This window comes from Phenylobacterium sp. J367 (assembly GCF_024699985.1).
Lineage (GTDB): Bacteria > Pseudomonadota > Alphaproteobacteria > Caulobacterales > Caulobacteraceae > Phenylobacterium.
The window spans coordinates 3640825-3664967 of record NZ_JAJONA010000001.1; the positions used below are offsets into that span (position 1 = coordinate 3640825).

31 protein-coding genes and 4 pseudogenes are annotated in these 24143 nt (G+C 68.8%); 29 read left to right on the forward strand and 6 right to left on the reverse strand.

The annotated features are described in order from the left end of the window. Positions 1-206: 206 nt before the first annotated feature. The 9 genes and pseudogenes from LRS04_RS19400 (at position 207) to hutC (ending at position 6137) form a co-directional block, all read left to right on the forward strand. Positions 207-482 (forward strand): metal/formaldehyde-sensitive transcriptional repressor, encoded by a 276-nt coding sequence (locus LRS04_RS19400; RefSeq protein WP_066680703.1) that lies wholly within the window; start codon positions 207-209, stop codon positions 480-482. Positions 483-520: 38 nt separating this feature from the next. Then, the gene (locus tag LRS04_RS19405; RefSeq protein WP_257817728.1) at positions 521-1093 is read left to right on the forward strand and encodes a cation diffusion facilitator family transporter; all 573 of its coding nucleotides are present in this window, start codon (positions 521-523) and stop codon (positions 1091-1093) included. Then, on the forward strand, positions 1069-1710 hold the full coding sequence (locus LRS04_RS19410; protein WP_257817729.1) for a hypothetical protein: 642 nt from the start codon (positions 1069-1071) through the stop codon (positions 1708-1710). The genes LRS04_RS19405 and LRS04_RS19410 overlap by 25 nt, the downstream gene beginning before the upstream one ends. After that, positions 1704-1963, forward strand: a pseudogene (locus LRS04_RS28310) (MFS transporter); the annotation flags it as partial. The gene LRS04_RS19410 and the pseudogene LRS04_RS28310, both read left to right, overlap by 7 nt. 98 nt (positions 1964-2061) lie before the next feature. Then, positions 2062-2592, forward strand: coding sequence for a hypothetical protein (locus LRS04_RS19420; RefSeq protein ID WP_257817730.1), 531 nt, complete (start codon positions 2062-2064; stop codon positions 2590-2592). 2 nt (positions 2593-2594) lie between these two features. Then, the gene (locus tag LRS04_RS19425; RefSeq protein WP_257817731.1) at positions 2595-3779 is read left to right on the forward strand and encodes a TonB-dependent receptor domain-containing protein; all 1185 of its coding nucleotides are present in this window, start codon (positions 2595-2597) and stop codon (positions 3777-3779) included. Between the two features lie 72 nt (positions 3780-3851). Beyond that, positions 3852-4559 carry a PepSY domain-containing protein gene (locus LRS04_RS19430; RefSeq protein ID WP_257817732.1) on the forward strand — a complete coding sequence of 236 codons (708 nt, stop codon included), beginning with the start codon at positions 3852-3854 and terminating at the stop codon, positions 4557-4559. Between the two features lie 11 nt (positions 4560-4570). Beyond that, positions 4571-5347, forward strand: a complete 777-nt coding sequence (locus LRS04_RS19435; RefSeq protein WP_257817733.1) for a PepSY domain-containing protein — start codon at positions 4571-4573, stop codon at positions 5345-5347. A gap of 56 nt (positions 5348-5403) precedes the next feature. After that, positions 5404-6137 (forward strand): annotated as a pseudogene (gene hutC, locus LRS04_RS19440) (histidine utilization repressor). On the opposite strand, the pseudogene LRS04_RS19445 reads toward hutC, so the two are convergent. The 4 genes and pseudogenes from LRS04_RS19445 to LRS04_RS19460 all read right to left on the reverse strand — a co-directional run. Next, positions 6124-7187: pseudogene (locus tag LRS04_RS19445) on the reverse strand (efflux RND transporter permease subunit); the annotation flags it as partial. The pseudogenes hutC and LRS04_RS19445 sit on opposite strands and share 14 nt — an antisense overlap. A 15-nt stretch (positions 7188-7202) precedes the next feature. Further along, positions 7203-8141: a copper homeostasis membrane protein CopD gene (gene copD, locus LRS04_RS19450; RefSeq protein ID WP_257817734.1), complete on the reverse strand. Its 939-nt coding sequence runs from the start codon at positions 8139-8141 to the stop codon at positions 7203-7205. 2 nt (positions 8142-8143) lie between these two features. Next, positions 8144-8506 (reverse strand): copper homeostasis periplasmic binding protein CopC, encoded by a 363-nt coding sequence (gene copC, locus LRS04_RS19455; protein ID WP_257817735.1) that lies wholly within the window; start codon positions 8504-8506, stop codon positions 8144-8146. Between the two features lie 105 nt (positions 8507-8611). Beyond that, on the reverse strand, positions 8612-8947 hold the full coding sequence (locus LRS04_RS19460) for a DUF305 domain-containing protein (protein WP_308238188.1): 336 nt from the start codon (positions 8945-8947) through the stop codon (positions 8612-8614). Positions 8948-9042: 95 nt separating this feature from the next. Here LRS04_RS19460 and LRS04_RS19465 point away from each other — a divergent pair, with 95 nt between their 5' ends. Further along, entirely contained in the window at positions 9043-9384 is a 342-nt protein-coding gene (locus LRS04_RS19465) for a hypothetical protein (RefSeq protein ID WP_257817737.1), read from the forward strand. Between the two features lie 397 nt (positions 9385-9781). Here the strand turns inward: LRS04_RS19465 and LRS04_RS19470 are convergent, their stop codons facing one another. Next, complete coding sequence (locus LRS04_RS19470; protein WP_257817738.1) at positions 9782-10183, reverse strand: helix-turn-helix domain-containing protein; 402 nt, start codon at positions 10181-10183, stop codon at positions 9782-9784. An 84-nt stretch (positions 10184-10267) separates the two neighbouring features. Between LRS04_RS19470 and LRS04_RS19475 the strand changes: the two genes are divergently transcribed. The 15 genes from LRS04_RS19475 to LRS04_RS19545 all read left to right on the forward strand — a co-directional run bounded on the left by LRS04_RS19475 (position 10268) and on the right by LRS04_RS19545 (position 19120). Further along, positions 10268-10681, forward strand: a complete 414-nt coding sequence (locus LRS04_RS19475; protein WP_068878769.1) for an MFS transporter permease — start codon at positions 10268-10270, stop codon at positions 10679-10681. Continuing rightward, positions 10678-10929, forward strand: coding sequence for a GDCCVxC domain-containing (seleno)protein (locus LRS04_RS19480; RefSeq protein ID WP_068878768.1), 252 nt, complete (start codon positions 10678-10680; stop codon positions 10927-10929). Before LRS04_RS19475 ends, LRS04_RS19480 begins: the two co-directional genes overlap by 4 nt. Beyond that, on the forward strand, positions 10922-11302 hold the full coding sequence (locus LRS04_RS19485) for a hypothetical protein (RefSeq protein WP_257817739.1): 381 nt from the start codon (positions 10922-10924) through the stop codon (positions 11300-11302). The genes LRS04_RS19480 and LRS04_RS19485 overlap by 8 nt, the downstream gene beginning before the upstream one ends. A 148-nt stretch (positions 11303-11450) precedes the next feature. Beyond that, positions 11451-12872 carry an IS1182 family transposase gene (locus LRS04_RS19490; RefSeq protein WP_082765788.1) on the forward strand — a complete coding sequence of 474 codons (1422 nt, stop codon included), beginning with the start codon at positions 11451-11453 and terminating at the stop codon, positions 12870-12872. 457 nt (positions 12873-13329) lie between these two features. After that, positions 13330-15219, forward strand: a complete 1890-nt coding sequence (locus LRS04_RS19495; RefSeq protein WP_257817740.1) for a ParB/RepB/Spo0J family partition protein — start codon at positions 13330-13332, stop codon at positions 15217-15219. Then, a complete protein-coding gene (locus LRS04_RS19500; protein ID WP_257817741.1) occupies positions 15186-15323 on the forward strand; it encodes a zincin-like metallopeptidase domain-containing protein in 138 nt (45 codons plus the stop codon). The genes LRS04_RS19495 and LRS04_RS19500 overlap by 34 nt, the downstream gene beginning before the upstream one ends. A 164-nt stretch (positions 15324-15487) precedes the next feature. Next, positions 15488-15697 (forward strand): helix-turn-helix domain-containing protein, encoded by a 210-nt coding sequence (locus tag LRS04_RS19505; RefSeq protein WP_257817742.1) that lies wholly within the window; start codon positions 15488-15490, stop codon positions 15695-15697. A gap of 91 nt (positions 15698-15788) precedes the next feature. Continuing rightward, the gene (locus LRS04_RS19510) at positions 15789-16013 is read left to right on the forward strand and encodes a DUF2285 domain-containing protein (protein WP_257817743.1); all 225 of its coding nucleotides are present in this window, start codon (positions 15789-15791) and stop codon (positions 16011-16013) included. 96 nt (positions 16014-16109) lie between these two features. Beyond that, entirely contained in the window at positions 16110-16358 is a 249-nt protein-coding gene (locus tag LRS04_RS19515; protein ID WP_257817744.1) for a transcriptional regulator domain-containing protein, read from the forward strand. Beyond that, on the forward strand, positions 16342-16890 hold the full coding sequence (locus LRS04_RS19520; protein ID WP_257817746.1) for a DUF2285 domain-containing protein: 549 nt from the start codon (positions 16342-16344) through the stop codon (positions 16888-16890). The genes LRS04_RS19515 and LRS04_RS19520 overlap by 17 nt, the downstream gene beginning before the upstream one ends. 121 nt (positions 16891-17011) lie before the next feature. Beyond that, entirely contained in the window at positions 17012-17284 is a 273-nt protein-coding gene (locus LRS04_RS19525) for an AlpA family transcriptional regulator (RefSeq protein WP_012522058.1), read from the forward strand. An 11-nt stretch (positions 17285-17295) separates the two neighbouring features. Next, on the forward strand, positions 17296-17802 hold the full coding sequence (locus LRS04_RS19530; protein ID WP_257817748.1) for a DUF2840 domain-containing protein: 507 nt from the start codon (positions 17296-17298) through the stop codon (positions 17800-17802). Further along, entirely contained in the window at positions 17802-18131 is a 330-nt protein-coding gene (locus LRS04_RS19535) for a hypothetical protein (protein WP_257817749.1), read from the forward strand. The genes LRS04_RS19530 and LRS04_RS19535 overlap by 1 nt, the downstream gene beginning before the upstream one ends. Beyond that, positions 18103-18324: a S26 family signal peptidase gene (locus tag LRS04_RS19540; RefSeq protein WP_257817750.1), complete on the forward strand. Its 222-nt coding sequence runs from the start codon at positions 18103-18105 to the stop codon at positions 18322-18324. Before LRS04_RS19535 ends, LRS04_RS19540 begins: the two co-directional genes overlap by 29 nt. A 199-nt stretch (positions 18325-18523) precedes the next feature. Beyond that, entirely contained in the window at positions 18524-19120 is a 597-nt protein-coding gene (locus tag LRS04_RS19545; protein ID WP_257817751.1) for a lytic transglycosylase domain-containing protein, read from the forward strand. Positions 19121-19589: 469 nt separating this feature from the next. Here LRS04_RS19545 and LRS04_RS19550 read toward each other — a convergent pair whose 3' ends face one another. Next, positions 19590-19763: a hypothetical protein gene (locus LRS04_RS19550; RefSeq protein WP_257817752.1), complete on the reverse strand. Its 174-nt coding sequence runs from the start codon at positions 19761-19763 to the stop codon at positions 19590-19592. A 72-nt stretch (positions 19764-19835) separates the two neighbouring features. On the opposite strand from LRS04_RS19550, the gene LRS04_RS19555 reads away from it, so the two are divergent. From LRS04_RS19555 to LRS04_RS19570, 4 genes and pseudogenes are all read left to right on the forward strand, one after another. Next, positions 19836-21098 (forward strand): DUF3363 domain-containing protein, encoded by a 1263-nt coding sequence (locus LRS04_RS19555; protein ID WP_257817753.1) that lies wholly within the window; start codon positions 19836-19838, stop codon positions 21096-21098. A gap of 13 nt (positions 21099-21111) precedes the next feature. After that, positions 21112-23089 (forward strand): annotated as a pseudogene (locus tag LRS04_RS19560) (conjugal transfer protein TraG). Between the two features lie 2 nt (positions 23090-23091). Beyond that, positions 23092-23505 (forward strand): CopG family transcriptional regulator, encoded by a 414-nt coding sequence (locus LRS04_RS19565; protein ID WP_257817754.1) that lies wholly within the window; start codon positions 23092-23094, stop codon positions 23503-23505. 35 nt (positions 23506-23540) lie between these two features. Continuing rightward, positions 23541-24065 (forward strand): hypothetical protein, encoded by a 525-nt coding sequence (locus LRS04_RS19570; protein ID WP_257817755.1) that lies wholly within the window; start codon positions 23541-23543, stop codon positions 24063-24065. Positions 24066-24143: the final 78 nt, after the last annotated feature.

A 24143-nucleotide genomic window follows, 5' to 3' on the forward strand; every position in this document is an offset into this window, starting at 1 on the left:
CATCTCAGCGCGGCAACCCCTCAAACTAGCCGCCGCGCCTGCACCGGGCGTGAATGAGTTCCCGACTTGAGAAGCAAGGCGCCTCCTCCGGTCGAAAGGCGCCTCGCCCAGTCCTCGCCAGCGGTTGGTCCGTGAAGCGCGCAGAGAGCGTGCGCACGTAGTCGAGGGCTGGCGGCTCCGCGTCATATAGGGTAGGGGGGTAGCCTATGGCGCATACGACGAACAACAAAGAGCAGCTCTTGGCCCGGGTCCGGCGTATTGCCGGCCAGGTCGCCGCGATCGAGAGGGCCATCGCTGACGAAGCGGGCTGTTCGACGATCCTGCATCAGGCTGCCGGCGTGCGCGGGGCTGTTAACGGGCTGATGGACGAGCTGATTGAGGACCATGTCCGCGAGCACGTGGCCCGGCCCGACCTAACGGATGCGGACCGAGCTTCCGGCGCCGAAGAGCTGATCGCAGTCGTGCGCCGATACGCAAAATAGGAAGAGCCGCCTTGAATCTGTCAGCTTCAGACGAGGCCTTGTCCCACGACCACGTCTTCCTCGGCGAACGGCACGATGAAAATGCCCGACGCACGCTGTGGGTCGTGGCCCTAACCGCCGTGATGATGGTTGGCGAGATCATCGCCGGCAGTGTCTTCAACTCGATGGCCCTGCTCGCCGACGGATTCCACATGGCGACCCACGCGGGCGCTCTGGCCGTCGCGGCGGCGGCTTACGCCTACGCTCGCCGTCACGCGCGCAGCCGGCGCTTCAGCTTCGGTACGGGCAAGGTCGGCGATTTGGCCGGCTTCGCCTCTGCGCTTGTGCTCGCCCTGATCGCGCTCGCGATTGGTGTCGAATCCGTCGTCCGCCTTCTCAACCCGCAGCCCGTGAGCTTCGGCGAGGCCACGCTCGTGGCCGTAGTGGGGCTCGCCGTAAACGTCGTGAGCGCCCTTCTCCTGTCGGGGGGCACGATCACCATCATGGCCACGCTCATGTTCACGAGCATCCCGATGGCGGTGATCACCACGGCCACGCCTCCGATCGAGCGCACGCGCATCACGATAACAATCTCCGCTCCGCCTTCGTGCACGTCCTTGCCGACGCGCTGACCTCGGTGCTGGCGATCGGGGCGTTGGTCGCCGGGCGATATCTGGGCTGGGTTTGGCTCGACCCTGTGATGGGCATCGTCGGCGCGGTCGTGATCTCCGTCTGGGCCTGGAACCTGATGCGCGACACAGCCGCCGTGCTGCTCGATACGGCTGATGCTCACCTGGAGGGCGAAGTGCGTCAGGAGGTTGAAGGGCTCGGGGACGCCAAGATCACGGACCTGCATGTTTGGCGGATCGGGCCTGGCGCCCACGCGGCGATTGTCAGCTTCACGGGCGACGCTTCAGCCGCCGACGTGCGCCAACGTCTGCGCAGAGTGCATGAGCTGGCGCACGTTACGGTCGAACCCCCGATGAATCCGACAGCACGACAATGTTTGAGGGTGGGGCTTCACAGGTGCGTCCGAGCTGCGCGCCCAATCGATCCTATCGGACCTGATCAGCGCCCTCGGCAAGGCCAAGGCATCCCTCGTGCAGGGCCAAATCGAACATCACCTCGAAGACATCGTTTCGCGGCTCAGTCGCATCGCACGACCAACTCGGGCGCCTATCCGGACTCGCGAAATACCTGTGAGCGTCCGACGCTTAAGTTCGCGCTGAGGAAGCGAACGTCATGTTGAGCGTTCTAGGAGACCGCACCTATCGGCATCTCTTTTTGGCCCAGGTCATCGCCCTGATCGGCACGGGCCTAGCGACCGTCGCGCTGGGTCTCCTGTCCTACGATCTTGCGGGCGCGAAATCGACGCCGTGCTCGGCGGGGCCCTGGCGATCAAGATGATCGCCTATATCGGGGTAGGCCCGGTTGTGAACGCCTTCGTCGACCGTCTGCCGCGGCGCGGCTTTCTGGTCTCGATGGACCTCGTCCGGGCCGCCGCGACCCGAACTCGGGTCAGATCACGAGCACCCTTGAGACCAACGCGAACCTCGGCACGCTGAAGACCAGCGGCACCGACTTCCAGGTCGACTGGGTCGTGGCCCTGGCCGATGTCGGCGGGCCGCACTGGGGCACGGTGGCGCTCAACGTCATCGGCACCAAGCTGCAGGAGTGGAAGCGGCAGGACCTGCCCGGCGGCGCGTTCACCGACCGCAAGGGGACGATCTCCAACACCTTCGGCCTGACCCTGCCGGAGTGGAAGTTTTTGTCGACCCTGAGCTGGAACTACGACCCCTTCAGCCTGGGCGTGCGCTGGCGCTACCAGGGCTCCGTCGAGAACTTCAACAACCGGGAACAGGTCCTCGACGCGGTCAACTACTTCGACCTGAACGGCTCGTGGAAGCTGAACGAGACGGTGACGGTCCCGCGGCGGGGTGAACAACCTCACGGACAAGCAACCCCGGGTCTATTCGCCGTCGATCGCGGCGAACACCGACCCTTCCAGCTACGACCTGGTCGGCCGTCGCTACTACATCGGCCTCACGGCCCGCTTCTAAGCTCGAAAAGGTTCGAACCGATGAGAAGATCTTTGCTGACCGTGGCCACTGGCGCGACCCCGACGCGCTGACGGTGCTGGGGGTGGCGAACACCAACCAGCAGGATCCGATCTCGGGCTCGGTCAACACCAAGGAAGCCTATCTCGAGCTCTCGGCGCCGCTGCTGGCGGACATGCCCTTCGCCGAGCGCGTCGAACTGAACGGCGCGGTCCGGTACTCGGACTACAACCTGTTCGGCAACAACATCACCTACAAGCTGGGCCTGGACTGGACGGTCATCTCCGGCCTGCGCCTGCGGGCCACGTACGGCACCGGCTTCCGTATCCCCAGCGTCCCCGAGCTGTTCGGCGGCGTCGCCGAAGGCAACCTGACGACCACCGATCCGTGCAGCCGCTACTCCACGAGCGGCGATGCGACGCTGATCGCCAACTGCCAGGCCTCCGGCGTGCCGGCCGGCTACGTCCAGCTCGGCAACACGGTGCTGACGACGGTGGGCGGCAACCAGAACCTGCAGCCGGAAGAGTCGGAGAACCTGACCCTCGGAGCGGTCTTCCAGCCGGAGTTCGTGCCGGGCCTGTCGGTGACGGTCGATTACTTCGACATCCAGATCAAGGACGCGATCCGGAACATCCCGGGCTCTACGAAGCTCGCCGTATGCTACGCCAGCCCGAACCTTTCGCACCCGTTCTGCGGACCCGAACACTTCACCCGCAGCACGCGGACCGGTGAGGTGAACTTCCTCTCCTCGCAGCCGACCAACGCCGGCAAGGAGACGATGAAGGGGGTCGACTTCGGCGTGCGCTACGCCTTCGACGTGGCGCATCTTCGCGCCGACCTCGACTGGAACACGACCTACCTCGCCAAGTACGAGGTGATCCCCTTCGTGGGCGCCGACCCGATCATCTTCGACGGCTATATCGGCGGCGGCAACGGCGGCTATCCGCACTGGCGTTCGAACGCGAGCCTGACGGTGTCGGACGTCAACTGGAACGCCACCTGGTCGGTGCAGTGGATCGGTAAGGCGAAGGACTTCAACGCCTCGCCCGGCGACATCGGCGACGAGACGCCGAACGTCTTCTACCACAACGTCCAGTTCGCCTACCGCGTGTCGGAGAAGGCCAACATCGCCGTCGGCGTCGACAACCTGTTCGACCGCGACGCGCCGTTCATCCAGAGCTGGACCGACGCGAACACGGACACCATGACTTACGACCTGCTGGGTCGTAGGGGCTACGTTCGCCTGCAATACACGTTCTGACGGACGTAGGTTCCGGGCGCCGGAGAGAGGCCCCAATGCTCTCCGGCGCCTGCCCTTTTCTAGAGACCCCCGATGCGGCTACCCGCTCTCGCCCGCACCACGCACAAGTGGTTCGCCCTGATCCTCGCCATCCAGGCGGTGTTCTGGACCCTCAGCGGCCTCTACATGACGGCCGTCCACATCGACATCATCCACGGCGACCGGCTCGTGCGCGCCCAGGCCCCACAGCCGATCGCGCTCGCCGGCCTCGTGGAACCGACGCATCTCGCCCACCTCGCGCCCGGACTGAAGGCGGCGCGGCTTGAGAACCAGCTGGGGCAGCCCGTCTATGTCGTCGACGCGGATGAGGGGAAGGCGCTGTTCGACGCCCGCAGCGGCGAGAAGCTGTCCCCCTTGGGCGAGGGGGCGGCGCGGGCCCGGGCCAAGGCGCTGTTCGCCGAGGACGGCGACATCGTGAGCGCCGAGCTACTCACCAAGGCTCCGCTGGAGATTCAGACCCGACCCGTGCCGATCTGGCGCGTCGAGTTTGAAGGCGCCTGGCGGCCGACATTCTACATCTCGCCCCAGACCGGCGAGCTCGTCTCCCGCCGCCACGACCTGTGGCGCACCTTCGACTTCGTCTGGATGTTCCACATCATGGACTACGATGACCGTCAGGACGTGAACAACATCCTCATTCGCATCTTCACCTGGATGGGCGTCGCCACGGCGGCCACCGGTGGGTGGCTGCTCCTCTACAGCTTCCGCCGCAAGCGGCGGGTCCGAAAGGCCGCGGCATGACCTGGTCGCCCATGTTCCTGATCCGCTGGCTGCACAAGTGGTCCGGCCTGGTCCTGGGCCTGCAGTTCCTGCTGTGGGCGCTGAGCGGCGCCGTGATGGCGCTCCTCGATCACCACAAGGTCTCAGGCGAACATGCGCTCGCCCCGCCCGCTGAGCTGCCGGCTGCCGCTGCGCTGCTGCCGCTGACCGGCGTGGCCGGAGCGGTCGGCGAACCCATCACCAAGCTGCGCCTGAAGCCGCTGTACGACAGCTGGGTGTACGAGGTGAGCACGCCCCGCGGCGTCAGGGTCATCAATGCAACGACGGGGCAGCCCGTCGTCATCGACGCAGCCAAGGCGCGCGAGCTCGCCGTGGCAGGCTTCACCGGATACGAGCCGCCCAAATCTGTAACCTACGTGGCCAAGTCCACGCTGGAGACTCGCGACCTTCCGCTGCCTGTCTGGAGGGTGGAGTTCGCCGACAAGGAGCGGCACGCTCTGCTCGTGTCCGCCAGCACCGGCGAGGTGCTGGCCGCGAAGAACGACACCTGGCGGCTCTGGGACGTGGCCTGGATGCTGCACATCATGGACTACGACGACCGCCAGAGCTTCAACCATCCGCTCATCGTCACGCTCGCGACGGGGGCAACCTGGCTGGCGCTCAGCGGCCTGATCCTGCTGTTTCGCAGCTTCCGGCGCTCGGACGTGGCCTGGATCCTGGACCCGCTTGAGGCCTTGGCGGAGCGCCGGCGGGCCAAGCGGACGGCGCCGCTGCCGCCCGCCGCCAAGGACAGCCGCCCCCGGGCTTGATACGTGGCATTGCAAGCGCAAGGCTGCGTTACGCAGGCGCGGCCGAAAGCGAGTCCATGAGTGCTGCCGCTGCCCTGACGCTTCGCAAGCGGATCCGCTCGGACATATCCGAGCGCATCTTGTCGGGGGCATGGCCCCCGGGGCACCGCATTCCTTACGAGCACGAACTCATGGTGGAGTACGGCTGTTCACGCATGACGGTGAACAAGGCGCTCGCGCCGCTTGCCGAGGCCGGGCTCATTGAGCGACGTCGCAAGTTCGGGACGTTCGTGGCGCGGCCCAGGATTCACTCCGCCGTGCTCGACATCCCGGACATCCCGGCCGAGGTGAGCGGGCGCGGCGAGGCTTACGACTATGAGCTCCTGTCCCGACGCGTTCGACCCGCCACGGCTCGCGAGATGGAGGAGCTCGGCCTCGAGCGTTCGGCCGAAGTCCTCGTCCTCAAAAGCCTTCACCGGGCCGGCGGGCGGCCCTTCGCGCTGGAGGAGCGGCTGATCAACCTCGAGACAGTGCCGCAGGCCGCCGAAGCCGACTTCGCCGCCACCGCGCCGGGCAGCTGGCTGCTGAGCCATGTGCCCTGGACGGAGGCCGAGCATCGGATCAGCGCGGCGAACGTGCCGAAGGCGGTGGCGGCGGCGCTCGGCATCAAGCTGATGACCGCCTGCCTCTTGCTGGAGCGCCGCACCTGGCGAGGCGCGGACCGCATCACCCATGTTCGGCTCATCTTCCCGGGGAGGCCTACGACCTCGTCGCGCGCTTCGCCCCGAAGAGAGGATCTACCGAGACCTGATCCCGCGCGGCCACGATGCTCCGCGCCGACGCCGCGATGCAGTACAGCGGCGCCGCTCAGGAATCTCGCGGGGCGCGCGGTGGCGCCGGCGGCGCAACAGGAGGTACCCCGCTGGGATGACAAGCATGGAGAGCAGGGGAGCCGTCAGCATGCCCCCGATCATCGGCGCCGCGATCCGGCTCATCACCTCCGAGCCGGCGCCATGGCCGATCAGCACAGGCGTGAGCCCCGCCAGGATCACCGCCATCGCCATGGCTTTCGGACGTACGCGCAGCAGCGCCCCTTCCCGAATGGCGTCCTCGACGTCACCGGGGCCCGGTTCGGGCCCGCGCTCGGCAAGGGCGTGCTTCAGGTAGATGAGCATCACGACCCCGAACTCCGCGGCGACCCCGGCGAGGGCGATGAAGCCCACCCCAGTCGCCACCGACTGGTCATAGCCAAGGAGGTAGAGCGCCCAGAACTCGCCGGTGAGGGCGAAGGGCAAGGTGAGCATTATGAGCGCCGCCTCGTCCAAACGACGGAAGGTGACGTAGAGCAGAAGGAAGATGATCGCGAGCGTCGCGGGCACGACGAGCTTCAGCCGCTCGGCCGCCCGTTCGAGGTATTCAAACTGCCCCGAGTAGGCGATCGAGACACCCGATGGCAGCTGTACGTCCTCGCTGAGCGTCTGGCGAAGGTCGCCGATCACCGAACTTAGGTCGCGGCCCCGGACGTCCACATAGACCCACGTGGAGGGGCGGGCGTTCTCCGTCTTCACCATCGGTGGGCCGTCTGCGATCGTGATGGCCGCCAGCGTGCCGAGCGTGATCTGTTGGCCCGTGGGCGTCAGGATCGGCAGCCCTCGCAGCCCCTCAAGGCTGTCGCGCAGCTCACGCGGGTAGCGGAGGCTGATCGGATAGCGCGCCACGCCCTCCACCGTTTCGCCGATGGTCTCACCGCCGATTGCGCCGGAGACGATTTCCTGGACATCGGCGATGTTCAGGCCGTAGCGGGCAGCCGCGGCGCGGTGGATCTCGTGTCAACATAGCGCCCGCCTGTCAGCCGCTCGGCGCCGGGCAACTCGGTTCACGTCCTCACATGGCCCCCTGGCGGCGCGAGCGTGCCGAACCATGCGACCAGCGCCAGCACACCGAAGCCCAGCGCGGTTTCGAGGATGACGCTTCGACGCAAGTGGGCGAGGGCCGCACCCTCGCTGTCTTGAGCGCCGAGGCCGCGTCCGAGCGCTGGCGTCAGCTGGAAGCGGTTTGCCGCCGCAAGCCCGAACATGACCACAAACAGGACCAGCTTGAGCGACAGGAGCCGGCCGTAGGCCGTGGTCCAGAGGCCGTTGAGATGATCGAGCCCGACCAGGAACCAGCCGTTGATCGCACCGGTGGCGAGGAGCACGGCCACGACAGCTGTGCCGACCCCGGAGAAGCCGTGTAGAGCGCGGTGGAGGGCCCCCGTCGCTGCTGGAGTTGGGGTGGGCGTACGAAGCAACAGCAGAAAGGCGACGAGCGCGCCGATCCACACCGCCGCAGCCCAGGCGTGGAGGATGTCAGAGACGAGATGAAGGGACGCGCCGACCCCCTCTGTGGCCGCGCCGTGACCCATCCAGGCCAAGCTTGCTGTTGCGATCGCGCCAAGCGTGGCCGCCACGATCCAGGTGGTGCGAGAGGGCTTGAGGACGAGGATCAGCAGCACCGCCAGCCCCGCAGCCGCGGCGCGGATTATGGCCGCCTTGCCGAGATCCATGCCGGTGGCGACGGCGCTCAGGGTCTCGGTCTTCAACCCTTCGGAAAAGGAGCCACTGAGGATGCTGGCCTGCCCGAGGATCGACAACAGAGCCGTCGCAGCCAGGAGCGTTCCGGCGCAAGCGAGAAGTCGGCTGGCCCATGGCGCCTCGGCCGCGGATCCATCTCCTCGCCCCGGCAGTGCGTAGACGAAAAAGAGCGATGATCCCATCAGGACCATCGCTCCCAGATATTGCGCCAGCCTGAGGACGATGACCGCAGGCTCAAGCACGATCAGCCAACCTTGAAGGCGACTTCGCCGGACATCTTGTGGCCATCCGCCGTCGCCGCCGTCCAGACAACCTTGTAGGCGCCGGCGCTCAGCGCCGCCGTGGGCGCGCCCGTGAGGCTCTTGCCGTCCTTGGAGACGGTGGTCTTCACAGCGACCTTCATTCCACCGTGCTCGGGCATGACCACCTCGAACTTGGAGAAGGCCGGCACCAGCTTCTCGCTGAACGTCAGGGTGATGATCTTCGGCGCGGCGACCGTGGCGTTGGCGGCCGGGTTCGACGACACGAGTTTCGCATGGGCGGCGGCTTGCGAGGCCACGAGAAGGGTCGCCGCAGCGACCGCGACACCGAGGTGATGACGGATCATGGTGGATATCCCGACTGAAGTATTCAAAGGGATATACGCACCCGGCACATGAACCCCTCATGATCGGGCCTGCCGCCGGCGGTGGCTTGCCGGCGGCAGGTGGGATCAGCCGCCGAGCTTCGACTGCAGTTCGGCGATCTCTTTCGTCTGCATGTCGATGGTCTTCTGCGCCATCCGCCGGATCTCAGGGTCCTTCGCGTCCTGCAGGACCCGCTTCGACATGTCGATGCTGCCCTGGTGGTGTTCGATCATCTTACGCGCCCAGGTCTGGTCCGCGTCGGCGCCGGTCGCCGCCATCATCTTCTGGCTCATGGTCGCTTCCATCTCGGCGAACGGATTGGCTTGGCCGCCCTGCCCGCCGGCGTGCGCCTGAACCCATTTGTCGAGCTCGGCGCGGTCCTTGGTCTGCATGTCCATGGTCTTCTGGGCCATGTCGTGCATCGCCCCGTTGGGGGGACTGGTTGAGCAGCGCCCGCGACATGTCGATACCGCCCTGGTGGTGAGCCATCATCTTCATCGCCCAGGTGCTTTCGACGGTGGACCCGACCGCTGCAGCCATCTTCTGCTTCATGTCCGACTCGATCGGCATGAAGACCGCCGCGGGCCCGCTGGCCGGGATCGCCGCATTGGCGCTCGCGGGTGAGGCCGCCGACTCTGGCGGGGTCGCGGCCGGCGCCTCGGTGCTCTCGTTGTTCTTGTTGCACCCGGCGAGACCCAGGATGGCGATCGCTGCGCCCGTCATGAGCCAGGGTGGTGCAAGTCCATTGTTCGTCAGCATGGGCGTTCCCTTTGTTCCCGTCGCGGCAACGCCTACAGCGCAGCCAGCGTTCCGGATTTACAAGAGCAGGAACCAAGTACGGCGGCAGACTCTCCCGTGATGGGAAAGTTATGCGGAGATGTTGCCGCCTCTTCGTCTTTCGATCTTCTGCGACATCGGCCTTTTCTCTACCCGACGGCCCGGTGGACTTATCCATCCATCGCGGGCCCGCGACTGCCCAATTCGTTGCGTGAGCGCGAACTCCTCCGTAGTTGCAGCAACCTTGGGCGCTCTCGAAAGCCGTTCTCGGTCGCGTCCCGCCGGGCGCCTGACCTCCTCGTCTCGGCGTCGGCGATAGTGGAGACGATCTCAGTGACCGCAGCCGGTGGTCTGAGGGGGAAAGCCTTCCCCTGCGGCTGAGCGGCAAGCCGTCTCCGCCGACCCCTTCGAGCGGGGGCTCCGCCCCCCAGGCTGTGCAAAAACCGATGGCGAGCGGGCGCCGGCCGCGTCGCCGTCGCTTACGCGGCGTACAGCGCGTGGATCAGCGGGCAGCCTGGGTCCTGACCGGCCTCGCAGGCCCGTACCGAGCCGGCGAGGACCCGCTCCATTCGCTTGAGGTCGGCGATGCGCGCACGCACGTCCTGCAGGTGCGAGGCCGCGAGATCCCTGACCTCCGCGCAGGACGCCTGGCCGCCGGCGGCGAGCGCCAGCAACGCGCGAACCTCGTCCAGCGTGAAGCCCAGCTCCCGCGCCCGACGCACGAAGCCCAGGCGGCCCACGTCGTCGCCACCGTAGCTGCGATAGCGGCCGCGCCGGGGCGGGGCCGGCATCAGGCCGATCCGCTCGTAGTAGCGGATCGTCTCGATGTTGCAGCCCGTGCGGCGTGAGAGCTCGCCGATCTGGATCGCCTGGTCGGCCATGGGGAGCGCGGCTTTCGATTAGGGCTTGAGTCTGTAGTCGCTACAGATGGCATCCTAGTCGTCATTGCACCAGGAGACGACGGCGTGACGGCAAGCAGCGGGCTTCGAGTCCGACGGGAAGGACAGGGCGGCAAGCCCGCCGAGACCGCCTTGAACTGGGCGGCGGTCGCCGCTGCGGCCGGAGCGGTCTTCGCCTGGGCCGCATGCTGCGTCCTACCGATGTCGTTGGCGCTGGCTGGCCTTGGGCTGGGCGGTCTGGGCTGGGTCGCCGGTCAGCGCACCTGGTTTACGCTCGGGGCGCTGGCCTTGATCAGCGTGGGCTGGGTCGTCACCTGGCGCCGGGCGCGGACGTGCCGGGTCGATAGCAGCTGCGCTGCGCCATCACGGCTGGGGATCGCCATGCTCGGTGCGGCCACCGTCCTCGTTCTGCTTGCTCTGATCTGGCAGCCTATCGTCGAGCCCTGGGCCCTGGCGCTGATCCGGAGCGCCCGCGGATGAGCGACGTGCAGATTGAGCTCCGCTCTACGCTCACCTGTCCGCACTGCGGCCACCAGGCGACCGAGACCATGCCGACCGACGCCTGCCAGTACTTCTACGACTGCCAGGGCTGCGGCGTCGTCCTCAAGCCCAAGCCGGGCGACTGCTGCGTCTTCTGCTCTTACGCGGACGTGCCCTGTCCGCCCATCCAAGAAGCAGGGGCCAGCGGTGGGGCCGCCGCCTGCTGCAGCGGCGGCCGCGATGGGTAAGTGCGACGCGGTTGGCGGTGCCAAAGATTGGGCCAGCGACACGCGCGCCTTCATCGCGCTCTGGGCGCTCCCCGGCGCAGCGATGCTCGCAGCCCTCCTGCTGGAGCCCACGCTTCGCGCAGCCGTCTGGGCGGGCATGCTGGTCTGGATGGGCTTCGCCTGTCTGCTGAACGCCCGGCGGTGCGGCCGCATCCACTGCCGCGTGACGGGCCCCTACCTCCTGGCGATGGCAGGCTTGGTGGTCGCCTACGCCGCAGGCGCGGCACCGTTTGGCCCACACGGTTGGAGCTTCCTCGGGGGCGCAACCCTCATAGGCTTCGTGGTCCTCTGGTGGGGCAGCGAGCGTCTATGGGGCAAGTTCGGGCGGCCATAGCGACCAATCGGCTGAATACCCGCTACGCTCCCGCCGTCGGCGCCCCGCGTCGAAACCTGCCGCCGAGTGGACCTCGGCCTTGCCAAGTGGAATTGGCGACCAAATCACAGTAGAATCAATGAGCTACGAAACTGCCGTGAGGGTTCTCGTGAGCTTCTTGGAAGGAACAGATCGGACACAGGTAAGCCTGCTGCCTCCCTGCATCGATGACTATGTCGCTCCCGAATCCCTGGTGCGAGTTGTCGACGCGTTCGTTGGTAGTCTCGACCTCGCAGAACTCGGCTTTGCTCGCACCGTCGCGGCGGCGACCGGCCGGCCCGGCTACCATCCCGGGGACATGCTTCGGCTGTATGTCTGGGGCTATCTCAACCAGGTTCGCTCTTCCAGGCACCTCGAGCGGGCCTGCATCCGCGACCTTGAAGCGCTGTGGCTCATGAAGCAGCTCGCGCCGGACTATCGCACCATCGCCGCCTTCCGGCACGACAACCCCGAGGCCATCGTTGCGGCGAGCGCGGCATTCATCCAGTTCTGCCTCGACGGCGGGCTCATCACCGGCCGGATGGTGGCGCTGGACGGGACGAAGATGCGGGCCGTCGCCAGCCCGAAGAACATCGCCGGCGCCGAGCGGCTGGCTCGCGACGTCGCACATACCGAGAAGGAGATCGCCTACTACTTGGACCGGCTCGACGCCATGGACGAAGCCGTGACCCAGGGCTTCGACGACCAACCGGTTCACCGGCAGGCCTTCACTGACGCGATCGCCGCGTTGAGCCGGCGGAAGGATCGGCTGGCGCGCCGGCAAGAAATCTTGGTGGAACGCGCCGAAAAGGTGCTGGTCTTCGGCGAGCCCGACGCGAGGCCGATGGGCTACGCCCACTCACCCAAGATGCCCTGCTACAACATGCAAAGCGTTGTGGACGTAGATAGCGGTCTGATCGTCCACCACGACGTCGCCAACGAAGCGAACGACAGCCAACTCCTGCACCCAATGTCGCTGGCGACGATGGAAGTGCTGCAGGTCGACCGCCTGACTGTTCTGGCGGACGGCGGCTACTCGAACGCCCAGGCGATAGCGGCGTGCGAGCACGATCGAATCGAGGTCGCGGCGCCGATCAAGCGCGGCGCGATGAACACCGACTTCTTTCGGCCGACCCAGTTCGCATTTGATGAGGCGTCAGACACCATCCGCTGCCCGGCGGGTCAGACGATGAAGCCCTCCGGCAAACACACCCGCAATCGCGCCATCCGATATCGAACGACCGCCTGCAGGGACTGCCGCCTGAAGCCGAGATGCACAGCGGGCGCCCAACGGACGATCCATCGCCTGTTCGACCAGGCGGCGCTCGATCGCATGGAGGCGAGGATCTACGCCAATCCAAGCCTGATGGTGACGCGCCGATGCACGGTTGAGCACCCGTTCGGCACGATCAAGCGAATGTCGGGAGGTGGTCGGTTCCTTACCCGCGGCCTCAGAGCAGTAAAGGCAGAGGCAGCGCTCTCCATCCTGGCCTTCAACATCATCCACGCGGTGAATGTCTTCGGTCCGGCGCGCCTGACACCGTCGGCCTAAACGGCCGGCTCGATGCGGCGTCCACGCCAGGGCGGCCGGCGAGTTTTGGCACAGCCTGCCCCGCAACGCCCCCTTCAAGGTGAGCGGCCGGCGGGCGTGCGCGGTCCCGCCGCTGCCGCGGCTCCTACGGGTCCGCCCCTTCGGGCGCGCTCTGCGCGCCGGCGGCCGCTCGACGGCGCGTCCCGCCGTGCAGCGCCTGGCGGCGCGCAGGCTCCTTGCAGCCTTCACTCCTCTTGGGCCGCCTACGGCGGCCGCGGCTTAGGGCTCCGCCCTCGGCGCGCTTCGGAGCGGCTTCCGCCCAGCTTCGGTCCCTCGCTCGGGCGGCAGGAGGGCAGGGCCGGCAGGCCCTGCAACCGGTTCCCCGCGAAGCCGCCCCGCCGCTTGCACACCCGGTCTCGCCGACGGGCAAGGCTGCAGGCGCGGCGTGCGCCTGCAACCTGCCCCAAGGAGCAAACCCATGAACGCCCAGACCTTGATCGAGTCCGGAACGGTGCTCGACATTCCTCTCAACAAGCTCAAGAAGTCGCCGAAGAACGCGCGGAAGACCCCGCATGGCGACGCGGCCATCGAAGCGCTGGCGGCCTCCATCGCCGCCAAGGGCCTCTTGCAGGCCCCTGTGGTGGAGCCGGAAACCGGCGAGGACGGGGAGCCCACCGGCTTCTATCTGGTGACCATCGGGGAGGGGCGGCGGCTGGCGCTCGCCTTGCGCGCCAAGCGCAAGGAAATCCGCAAGTCCGAGCCGGTGCGCTGCGTGGTGGACACCGCCAACGACCCGCATGAGATCAGCCTCGACGAGAACGTCACCCGCACCGACATGCACCCCGCCGACCAGTTCGAGGCCTTCAAACGGCTCAGCGACGAGCGCGGCTTGAGCGCCGAGGACATCGGCGCCCGGTTCGGGGTGTCGGCCCAGGTGGTGCGGCAGCGCCTGCGGCTGGGCGCGGTCTCGCCCAAGCTGATGGCGATCTACCGCGAGGACGGCCTGACGCTGGACCAGTTGATGGCCTTCGCGGTCAGCGAGGACCACGAGCGCCAGGAGCAGGTCTACGACCAGCTGTCCTGGAACCGCTCGGCGGCCCTGATCCGCCGGGCCATGACCGAGGCCAAGGTTCCGGCGAGCGACCGGCGCGCGGTGTTCGTCGGCGTGGACGCCTATGCCGAGGCGGGCGGCCAGACCCTGCGCGATCTGTTCACCGAGGACGGCGGTGGCTGGCTGGAAGATGCCGCGCTGCTGGATCGGCTGGCGGGCGCGAAGCTGGAGGCCATCGCCACCGAGGTGCGCGAGCGGGAAGGTTGGAAGTGGGCCACAGCCTGCCTGGACTACCCGCACGGCCATGGCTGGCGGCGGGTCTATCCGAGGCCGGTGGAGCGGACCGAGGACGAGGCGGCGCAGATCGCGGCCCTCTCGGAGGAATACGACGCCCTGGTCAGCCAATGGGACGCGGTGGAGGACCTGCCGCCCGAGGTGGAGGCGCGCTTCAAGGCGATCGATGCGGCGCTGGACGCCTTCGGCGACGGGACCGCCTACGATCCCGACGAGGTCGCGCGCGGCGGGGTCTTTGTGGTTCTCGGCCACGACGGTCAGGTGCGCGTCGAGCGCGGCCTGATCCGGCCCGAAGACGAAGCGCCGGCGCCCAGCGCCGAAACCGAGGCGGACGGGGAGGGGGCGATCCCCGCCGAACCAAGACCGGATGCCGGAGCCTCGGAGGACGAGCCCGAGGACGAGGGTTTGGCGCCGCTCTCCGAGCGGCTGGTTCTGGACCTCACGGCGCACAAGACCGTGGGCCTTCGCGAGGCTCTGGCGTCCGATCCGACGCTGGCGCTCACCGCCCTGGTCCATGCCCTGGCGCTCAAGACCTTCTACCCGCCGTACGAGCAATCCTCCTGTGTGGAGGTGAAGCTGGTGTCGGCCTATCTCGACGGCCATGCGCCGGGCGTCAGCGAGAGCCCGGCCGGGCGACGGATCGCAGAGCGACATGAGGCATGGGCGCAGCGCTTTCCGCGCGAGAGCGCCGAGGCCTGGGGCTTTGTGGCGGGCCTGGACGGCGGCGAGCTGCTCGACCTTCTGGCCCACTGCGTCAGCCTGGGCGTCAACGCCGTGCGCAACCCCATGGACCGCAAGCCGGGCGCCTGGGCGCACGCCGAGGTGCTGGCGCAGGCGGCGGGGCTCGACATGACCCGCACCTGGGCGCCCACGGTGTCGAGCTATCTCGGGCGGATCACCAAGCCGCGCATCCTCGAAGCGGTGCGCGAAGCGGCGGGCGAAGACGCCGCCTTTCTCTGCGCCGACCTGGGCCTGAGTTGCAGCCCCGGGTGGATCACGCCGCCTACATCGACAGCTGGCTGAGCGTTCTGCAGGGCGACAAGCGGTTCATCTTCACCGCAGCCGCCTACGCCCAGCGCGCCGCCGACTTCCTGCACGCGCAGCAGCCGGCGAGCCTCGCCGCCTGAGACGTCACGCCCCGCGCCGGCCGGGCGCGGGGCGCTCTTTGCACTGCACGCCGTGCGGCGGCCGACGCGTACACGGCTCGCCACGTTTCCGCCGCCGACTCGCACAACGATTCCCCAGTATACTGGGTGGCTGAAGTGCGGCCGGCGCCCGCCGTCTCCTCCTCATGCGGTTGAGGGGAGTCGTAGCGAGGAATCTGCGCCGTCTGCGCCAGGCCAAGGGTCTATCGCAGGAGGAACTCGCCGACCGTGCGGACATCAATCGCAACTACGTCGGCCTGCTCGAACGCGAGGAGCACGCCGCCACCGTCGACATGCTGGAGAAGCTGTCGGAGGTTCTGGAGGTCGAGCCGGGGGCATTTTTCGCCCGCGACTGACGCTTCAACTCTTAGGATATGTCGGCCGCGGCGCACGACGCGTAGGGTCAACTCATGACCCAGGCGGAGCTCCGCGAGCGGGCCCGAAGGTGTGCCGCTGACTGCGTATGATCGCGAGATCGCGCCGATCTATCTGCGCCTGCTGGACGCCGACGCCGCCGGGGCCGACTGGCGTGAGGTCTCAAAGATCGTGCTGGGTGTCGACGCCGCCACCGAACCCAAGCGGGCGGAGGTCATGCATGCGAGCCATCTGGCGCGTGCGCGGTGGCTGCGCGACGGCGGCTACCGCGAGTTTCTGGGGTCAACCTCAAGCTGAGCTCGCGTTAAGCAACAACTCCGCTTTACGTCCAACCTGCGCGTGTGGATAAATGGTGGGGCTGTGGGGGCGCTTCCTCTGTATCGGGAGAGCGCCTTGAGTGACGAGGACTGGCGTTCAGAAGAACGCTACGCCGGATTGCGCGAGCTTTCCGCGCCGGCCCTCGCCTGGGAATTCTTGCGTCGTAACGACGACTACCAGGCCGACTTTCAACGCATCAAAGCCGAGGTGGCCTCCGGAGGGACAGGGCGCGCCGGCGACGCGCGCCTGGCCTTCTGGGGGCTGAGCTTTCGCCGCGGATCCGGCGCTCGCGGCCCCAGCGCAGCCGGTGTTCTGGCGGCCTGACGCCTATCCCCGGACGGTCGTCCTGACGCCGGCGCCGGCGGTCGAAGGCGGTCAGCGCAGCATCCGGTTCGAGCCGGAAAGTTGGCCCGGACGGTTCGTCGCGCGCGCCGGTCCCGACGGCGTACATGCGATCCTGAAGACGCGGGGCCATGAGCACCGGCTTTGGATGCCCGCCGCCCTGCCGCTCGGCCAGCCGGTCGCCTGCGTCGTCCCGTTCGGCGCGGACGCGGCCTGCGGAACGGCGGCGGCCTTGCACCTCTGGCGCCACCTGAGCGGCGGCCAGTCTGCGCCTGCCGCACGCCCTGACCGCAAGCTCCAGCGCTTCCAGCAGAGCCTGCGCGCGCACGACGGGCATCTGGCCGGCGGCAGCTATCGAGAGATCGCCGAGCAGATCTTCGGCGCCTCTCGGGTGGCGGGGGAGAACTGGCGGACCTCGCCGTTGCGTGACGCCGTCATCCGTTTGGTGCGCTCCGGGGCCGCCCTGGTCGGCGGCGATTACAAGCGGCTCCTGCGCAGCAAACACGACGACTAGGGGTGGCGGAATCGCCATTCGCAAGTTCGCCATCCCCCCCGCGCGCTCGCACTCCGACAAGGTGTCCAGGTCCCCGCTGCGCTCCGCCGCAGCATCCAGGAGAACCCTTGAGTGTCCGATGATGGCCGAAGCCACCGCCGCCCTGCCGCCGCGCCTGCTGCGCACCCCCGAAGCCGCCCGCTTCCTCGGCCTGTCCGGCCGAACGCTTGAGAAGCACCGCACCTACGGCACCGGGCCCACCTACATGAAGATCGGCGGACGCGTCGTCTATTCGGTCGGCGACCTGCAGACCTGGGCCGCCCGCGGCGTCAAATCCTCCACCGCCGATCCGGGGGTGGATGTCGTCCATCCGGCGCGCCGGGTCACCGAAGACCGTAGCTTCGCCGAGCGCTGAGGGCGTTTGCCATGCTCTCTGCGCTGACCTCCGCCAGCGCCCCGCCAGCGCTGGATCACGCCCTGACCTGGGTGGAGCTGGTCTGGTACGAGAAGCGGATCGAGCGCTGGATCCGCTTCGGCCAGGTGCGCGAGGAGCGCATCCTCGACCGCCGCCGGCGCCTCGTCGGCTTCGCACCCGGCGACGTCTTCGCCTTTGTCCGCTGGCAGGCCAACGAGCGCGGCACGGTCAGCTCGAGGCTCGACATCCTGCAAGCCGTTGACCCTGGCGGGCCCTGCTCCACGGTCGCCGGCGTGACGCCGGGTGGCGAGCTGCTGCTGCGCCTGTCCGGCTGGCCGACCGTGCAAAAGGCGCTGGCCGCCATCGACGCCGTCGAACAGGTGGGCGTCGCACCGACGGCCGCGGCGCCGGACTACTGGCGGCAGGTGCACAATCGCCTCAAGGCGCGGGCGGCGCCCGAGCCTTACACACTCGCGCGGCATCGGGCCTGGCGGCTGCGTAACGCGGTGGACGCCTGATGCACCGCCGCGCCGCCCTCGCGTGGACCCTGCTCGGGGTGCTCGCCCTTGGCGTCCCGGTGGCGGCTCCGCTCGCGCCGCAGCTGGTGTGGAACGCCACGGCCAGCGCGCCGGAAGGGCTCTATCGCCTGCACGCGGATCGTCCGCCCGCGGTCGGCGACTGGGCGGCCCTGCGGGCGCCCCAGCCGCTCGCCGGGTGGCTGGACCGTCGCGGCTACCTGCCGGGCGGCGTGCTGCTGATCAAGAAGGTCGCGGCGCGCGCGCCGAGCCGGGTCTGCCGCCAGGGGGGACGCGATCACGGTGGACGGACGGCTCGTGGGGCACGCTGAACCTCGCGACCGGGCAGGGCGAGCGCTGCCGATTTGGCGCGGCTGCTTCGTCCTCGCCGAGCACGACCTCTTCCTGCTCAACCCCGCCGCTGGCTCGCTCGACAGCCGCTACTTCGGCGCCCTGGAGGACGCCGCCGTAGTCGGCCGGGCCGAGCCTCTTTGGCTCATCCAGGATCCGCCACATGGCCGCTGAACGCCAAGCAAGCCCTGCTCCTTTGTTCGATCGAACAAACGACGGCCGCTCCTTCGTCCCGACCAGCTTCCGCAGGGCCGCCGGGCGGAGCGGCGGTCCAGGGCGGCCGGCAGGCCGGCGCGCCAGCGCCTTGCCCTGGACGGCCGGGAGCACGGTGGCACGCTGGCGGCTGATAGGGACGAGCGCGCTTTGGCTGGCGGTGCTCCCCTCGGCGGAGGCCGCCGCCCAGTCACCCCCGCCGCGCATCGAGGTCGGCGGCGCGATCGCCGAGGCGGCGCAGCGCTTCGGCCTTCCGGAGGCCTGGATCCGGGCGGTGATGCGCGTGGAAAGCGCCTTCCAGCCGCGCGCCGTGAGCCATGCCGGCGCCATGGGGCTGATGCAGGTGATGCCGCAGACCTATGCGGAATTGCGCGGCCGCTACGGCCTCGGCGCCGATCCCTTCCACCCGCGCGACAACATCCTCGCCGGGGCGGCCTACCTGCGGGAGATGTACGACCGCTTCGGCGCGCGCGGCTTCCTGGCCGCCTACAATGCGGGGCCCGCGCGCTACCAGCAGCACCTGATCGAGGGCCGGCCGCTCCCGCTGGAGACGCGGGCCTACGTCGCCAAGCTCACGCCGGCCGTCGGTGGCGCAGAGGTTTCCCCGCGCAGGCGGCGGTCCTTCCGCCCGCCGCGGCGCCGCGGCCGACGCTCTTCGTCGCCGTCAGCACACGCCAGGCAACAGCGGTCGGGACCGCTTCGCCTGAGCCTCCGGCGCTGTTCAGCCCGGCGCAGTCTCCGATCTTCGCGGCGCTGACACCGCGTGGGGAGGGTCGCTGATGGCCGCCCGCCCGCATCGCAAGTTCTCGCAGGTTGTCGCAGGTTCGGCGGCGGGCCCCCGATGGATGGATCGATGGCAGGATAAAAGCCGCGAGGTGCGGGCGCGGTCGGAGGGGGTAAAGCACAGCAACTTCAACGGCCTCGCGCGAGGTGCGCAAGTTGGGCCTAGGCTGCGGTTTGCGCCAAGTGCTTGTCGCTTCTCACGAAATCGCACCTCGCGCGGCGGGACGCGTCCATGACCGAGGACGACTTCCAACTGCGCGTCGGGCGCATCCGCTCGCGGCCATCTGGCGGCGCCCGGACCTTCGTGGGCCAGGCGCTCGCGGCGGCCGAACGGGCGGGCGGGCTGGCGCACCGCGCCACCGCGCGGACAGGCGCGTTCGGGCGCGGCCGGGCGGCGAGCCTGGCGGCGCACCGATCCGCGGCTCGGAGCCGCGGCGCCGTCGTCAAGGCGAGGGTGGTGCGGCAGGGCGGCGGCCGGGCGCCCGCTCGCCACCCACCTCAACTACCTGCAGCGGGAAGGCGTCACCCAGGACGGCGCCCACGGCCGGCTGTTCGATGCCGACACAGACGCGGCGGACGCGCGCGGCTTCGCCCAGCGCTGCGAGGGCGACCGCCACCACTTCCGCTTCATCGTCTCGCCGGACGACGCCGAGCAGCTGTCGGACCTGAAGGCCTTCACGCGCGATCTGATGGAGCAGGCGCAGGCCGATCTCGGAACCCGCCTCGACTGGGTGGCGGTGGACCACTGGAACACCGGACACCCACATCTGCATGTGATCGTCCGCGGCCGCACCGACGAGGGCGCGGACCTGGTGATTTCACCCGACTACATCCGCGAGGGGTTGCGGGCCCGCGCCGGTCATCTGGTCACCTTGGAGCTCGGGCCGCGCACGGACGCGGAGCTGCGCCGGCGCATGGACCTTCAGATCGGCGCGGATCGCTGGACGAGCCTGGACCGGGGCTTCGCCCGGCTGGCCGACGAACAGGGCGTCGTGGACCTGCGCCGGGGCGCCGGCGCGCGTCCGGACGACCTCCATCAGGCCCGCGTCGCGCGGTTGCGCAAGCTCAAGGGACTCGGTGTCGCCGATGAACTGTCGCCGGGGCGCTGGCGCCTGGCGCCGGATGCCGAAGCGGCCCTGCGCGCGTTGGGTCAGCGGCAAGATGTGATCGCCCGCATGCACCGGGCGCTCGCCGATCAGGCCGTGGAGCGGGACCCGGCGCGGTTCGTGGTCGATGGCGGACCGCCGGAGGGGTTGCTCGGGCGGCTCGCCGGGCGCGGCCTGGACGATGAACTGCGCGGCAGCGGCTACGCGATCCTGGAAGGTCTCGACGGCCGCACCCACCACGTCCGGCTGGCCGACCTGGATGACGCCAGCGACGCCGCCTTGGGCAGCCTTGTCGAAGTGCGCCGCCGGGCGTGGGAAGGCCGGCGCAGCCGGTTGGTCCTGCAGGTCCGCTCCGACCTGGGCTTGGCCGAGCAGATCCGCGCCGAGGGCGCCACCTGGCTCGACCGGCAACTGGTCGGGCGCAATGCGGCCGGGCTCGGCGAAGGTGGCTTCGCGGACGAGGTGCGGGCGGCGCTGAATGCCCGCACGGACCACTTGGCGCAGCAGGGGCTGGCGCAGCGGCGCGGACGGCGCGCCGTGTTCGCCCGCGATCTCATCGAAACGCTGCGCCAGCGGGAGCTTGCGGCGGCATCGCGGCGGCTCTCCGGCCAGACCGGCCTGGAAGCGCAGGCGGTCGGGGCCGACGGCGCGGTGGCGGGGACCTACCGGCAGCGCCTGACCCTGGCCTCCGGCCGGTTTGCGATGATCGACAACGGGCTGGGCTTCACCCTCGTGCCCTGGCGGCCCGATCTCGAACGCCACCTCGGGCGCCACGTCGAGGGCGTGCTTACGCCAGGCGCCGGCGTCGCCTGGTCCTTCAGCCCCAAGCGCGGGCTCGGCCGATGAGGAGGACGCGGCCATGAACGGCACGAAGGTGATGTGGGGCCAGCTTGCGGCGGTGTTCGCCATTGCGTTGGCCGGCGTCTGGGCGGCGACGCAATGGACGGCCTGGCGGCTGGCGTTTCAGCCGGAGCTCGGACGGCCCTGGTTCGAGCTTGTCGGTTGGCCGGTCTATCCGCCGCCGGCCTTCTTCTGGTGGTGGTTCGCCTTCGACGCCTACGCCCCGAAGATCTTCCTCGAAGGCGCGATGATTGCGGTGACCGGCGGCGGGGCCGCCATTGTCGTCGCCCTAGCCCTGTCCATCTGGCGGGCGCGGGAGTCACGTTCGGTGACCACCTACGGCTCCGCCCGCTGGGCCAAGCCTCGCGAGGTGGCGGCCGCGGGTTTGCTCGGCGAGGACGGCGTGGTCCTGGGCCAGCTCGACGGCGCCTACCTGCGCCACGACGGTCCAGAGCACGTGCTCTGCTTCGCGCCAACCCGCAGCGGCAAGGGCGTGGGCCTGGTGGTCCCTTCGCTGCTCACTTGGCCAGGGTCGGTGATCGTCCACGACATCAAGGGCGAGAACTGGCAGCTGACCTCGGCCTGCCGCGGGCGGGTCGGGCGGGTGCTGCTGTTCGATCCCACGAACCCCGAGAGCGCCGCCTACAATCCGCTGCTGGAGGTCCGGCGCGGCGACGCCGAGGTTCGCGATGTTCAGAACGTCGCCGACATCCTGGTGGACCCGGAAGGGGCGCTGGAGCGGCGCTCCCACTGGGAGAAGACCAGCCACAGCCTGCTGGTCGGGGCGATCCTGCACGTGCTCTACGCCGGTCCCGACAAGACCCTGGCGGGTGTCGCCGAGTTCCTGTCCGACCCGCGCCGGCCGATCGAGGCGACGCTTCGGGCGATGATGGCGACCCCGCACCTGGGCGACCGGCCGCATCCGGTCGTCGCGTCCGCCGCCCGGGAGCTGCTGAACAAGAGCGAGAACGAGCGCTCCGGCGTGCTCTCCACCGCCATGTCGTTCCTCGGCCTCTACCGGGATCCCGTGGTGGCCAAGGTGACCAGCCGCTGCGATTGGCGCATCGCTGACTTGGTCGACGGCGCACGGCCCGTCAGCCTCTACCTCGTCGTGCCGCCGTCCGACATCAGCCGAACCAAGCCCTTGGTGCGCCTGATCCTCAACCAGATCGGCCGACGTCTCACAGAGGAGTTGAGCGCGAAGGCGTCGCGGCACCGCGTGCTGCTGATGCTCGACGAGTTCCCGGCGCTTGGACGGCTGGACTTCTTCGAGAGCGCGCTCGCCTTCATGGCCGGCTACGGCCTGAAGGCCTTCCTGATCGCCCAGTCCCTGAACCAGATCGAGAAGGCCTACGGACCGAACAACGCCATCCTCGACAACTGCCACGTCCGCGTCTGCTTCGCGACCAATGACGAGCGGACCGCCAAGCGGGTGTCGGATGCGCTGGGCACCGCGACCGAACTGCGGGCGATGAAGAACTACGCCGGACATCGGCTCTCGCCCTGGCTGGGTCACCTGATGGTCTCCCCGCCAGGAGACGGCCCGGCCGCTGCTCACCCCCGGCGAGGTGATGCAGCTGCCGCCGGACGACGAGCTGGTCCTGGTCTCGGGATCGCCGCCGGTCCGCGCCAACAAGGTTCGCTACTTCGAGGACGCCCGCTTGCGACGGCGGGTTGGCCAGGCCGCAACGTCCAGCCCGGCGGCATCGCCGCCGGACGACTGGTCGTCTCTCAAGACGATCGCGGCGCCTGCCGCGCCGGTCCGGTCCCCGTCCGCCTTTAGCGAAGGGGATGCGGAGGAGGGCGGTCTCCGCCGCGAGCCCGAGCCGATGTTCGAGGATGCCGCAGAGCCGCCGCCGCCCGTGCGCGAGTTCGGCTTCTTCGAAGACGAGCCGGACGATGACGGCGAGGGCGCGGAGCAGGCGGCCTTGCAGACCCGCTTTCGCCGAGTCGCGCGCCAGGCCGCCCTCGATCCGGACGATGGACTGGAGCTCTGACGATGCAGAAGGCGAGACTGTCGGTCTATCTGGAGCCTGACACCTTGAAGGCCTTGGAAGCGCTCGCCGACCGACGAGGTAAGTCCAAGTCGCTGGTCGCGGAGGCGGCCATCGCTTCCTTCGTCTCTCCGGATGCGTCGGAGCGCCAGGAAGCGGCGATCACGCGGCGGCTCGACCAGCAGAACCGGGCCACGGAGCGGCTCGAACGCAATCTCGGCATCTCGATCGAGATGATGGCGCTGTTCGTGCGTTTCTGGCTCACCACCACGCCCGCCGTACCGGAGGCGGCGCAGGCCGCGGCCCAGGCCAAGGGCAAGGAGCGCTACGAGGGATTTGTCGAGGCGCTGGGCCGCCGGCTCGCGCGAGGCGTCAGCTTCACCCGCGAGATCTCCGAGGAGCGGACTGCGCCCGACTGAAGATCAAGCGATGCTGTGCTCGGAGGTGATTCGAGATGCTGTTTCGCGAGACCGAGTACGCTCGACCAACGCCGACGCAATACGCCCTCCTGGGCGAGGCGGTGGTCGACTGGTCCATCATCGACCTCTTGGTGGAGTCCTTGCTCGCCCGGCTCGTCCGTGCGCCGGATTTTCCGATGCTCGCCATCACCAAACGGCTCGGCGCCGACGCCCGCAACGCAGCCCTCCAGGCGCTCGCTGAGATGCATGAGCAACGGTACGGAGGGCGGGCCCTGCCTTCCGAGGCCGTCGCCAAAGTCGCGCTGATCCGCAAGCGCCTCGAAGCGTTGAAGCCGTTCCGGAACCGTGTGGCTCATTGGATCTGGATGCGGCAGTCCGACGACGCGTTGTTCGGTACGCCCATGGTCGGCCGCGTGCCGAAGCGCGGGCGTGACGAGGGCATGGTGATGACCAATGCCGAACTGCGCGCGCACCTCGACGAACTGCCGTCACTTGCCGCGCTCATCGAAGCGGCTTTGCAGGCCCCTCCGGAGGTCGACGAGCGCAGCCTGTTGTCCTGATCGGGCGGCGTGATCGCCGCCCGTCAGCAATCACGCGCTGTAGCCCTACTACGATAGAACCCTTGTTGAAGACCGGTC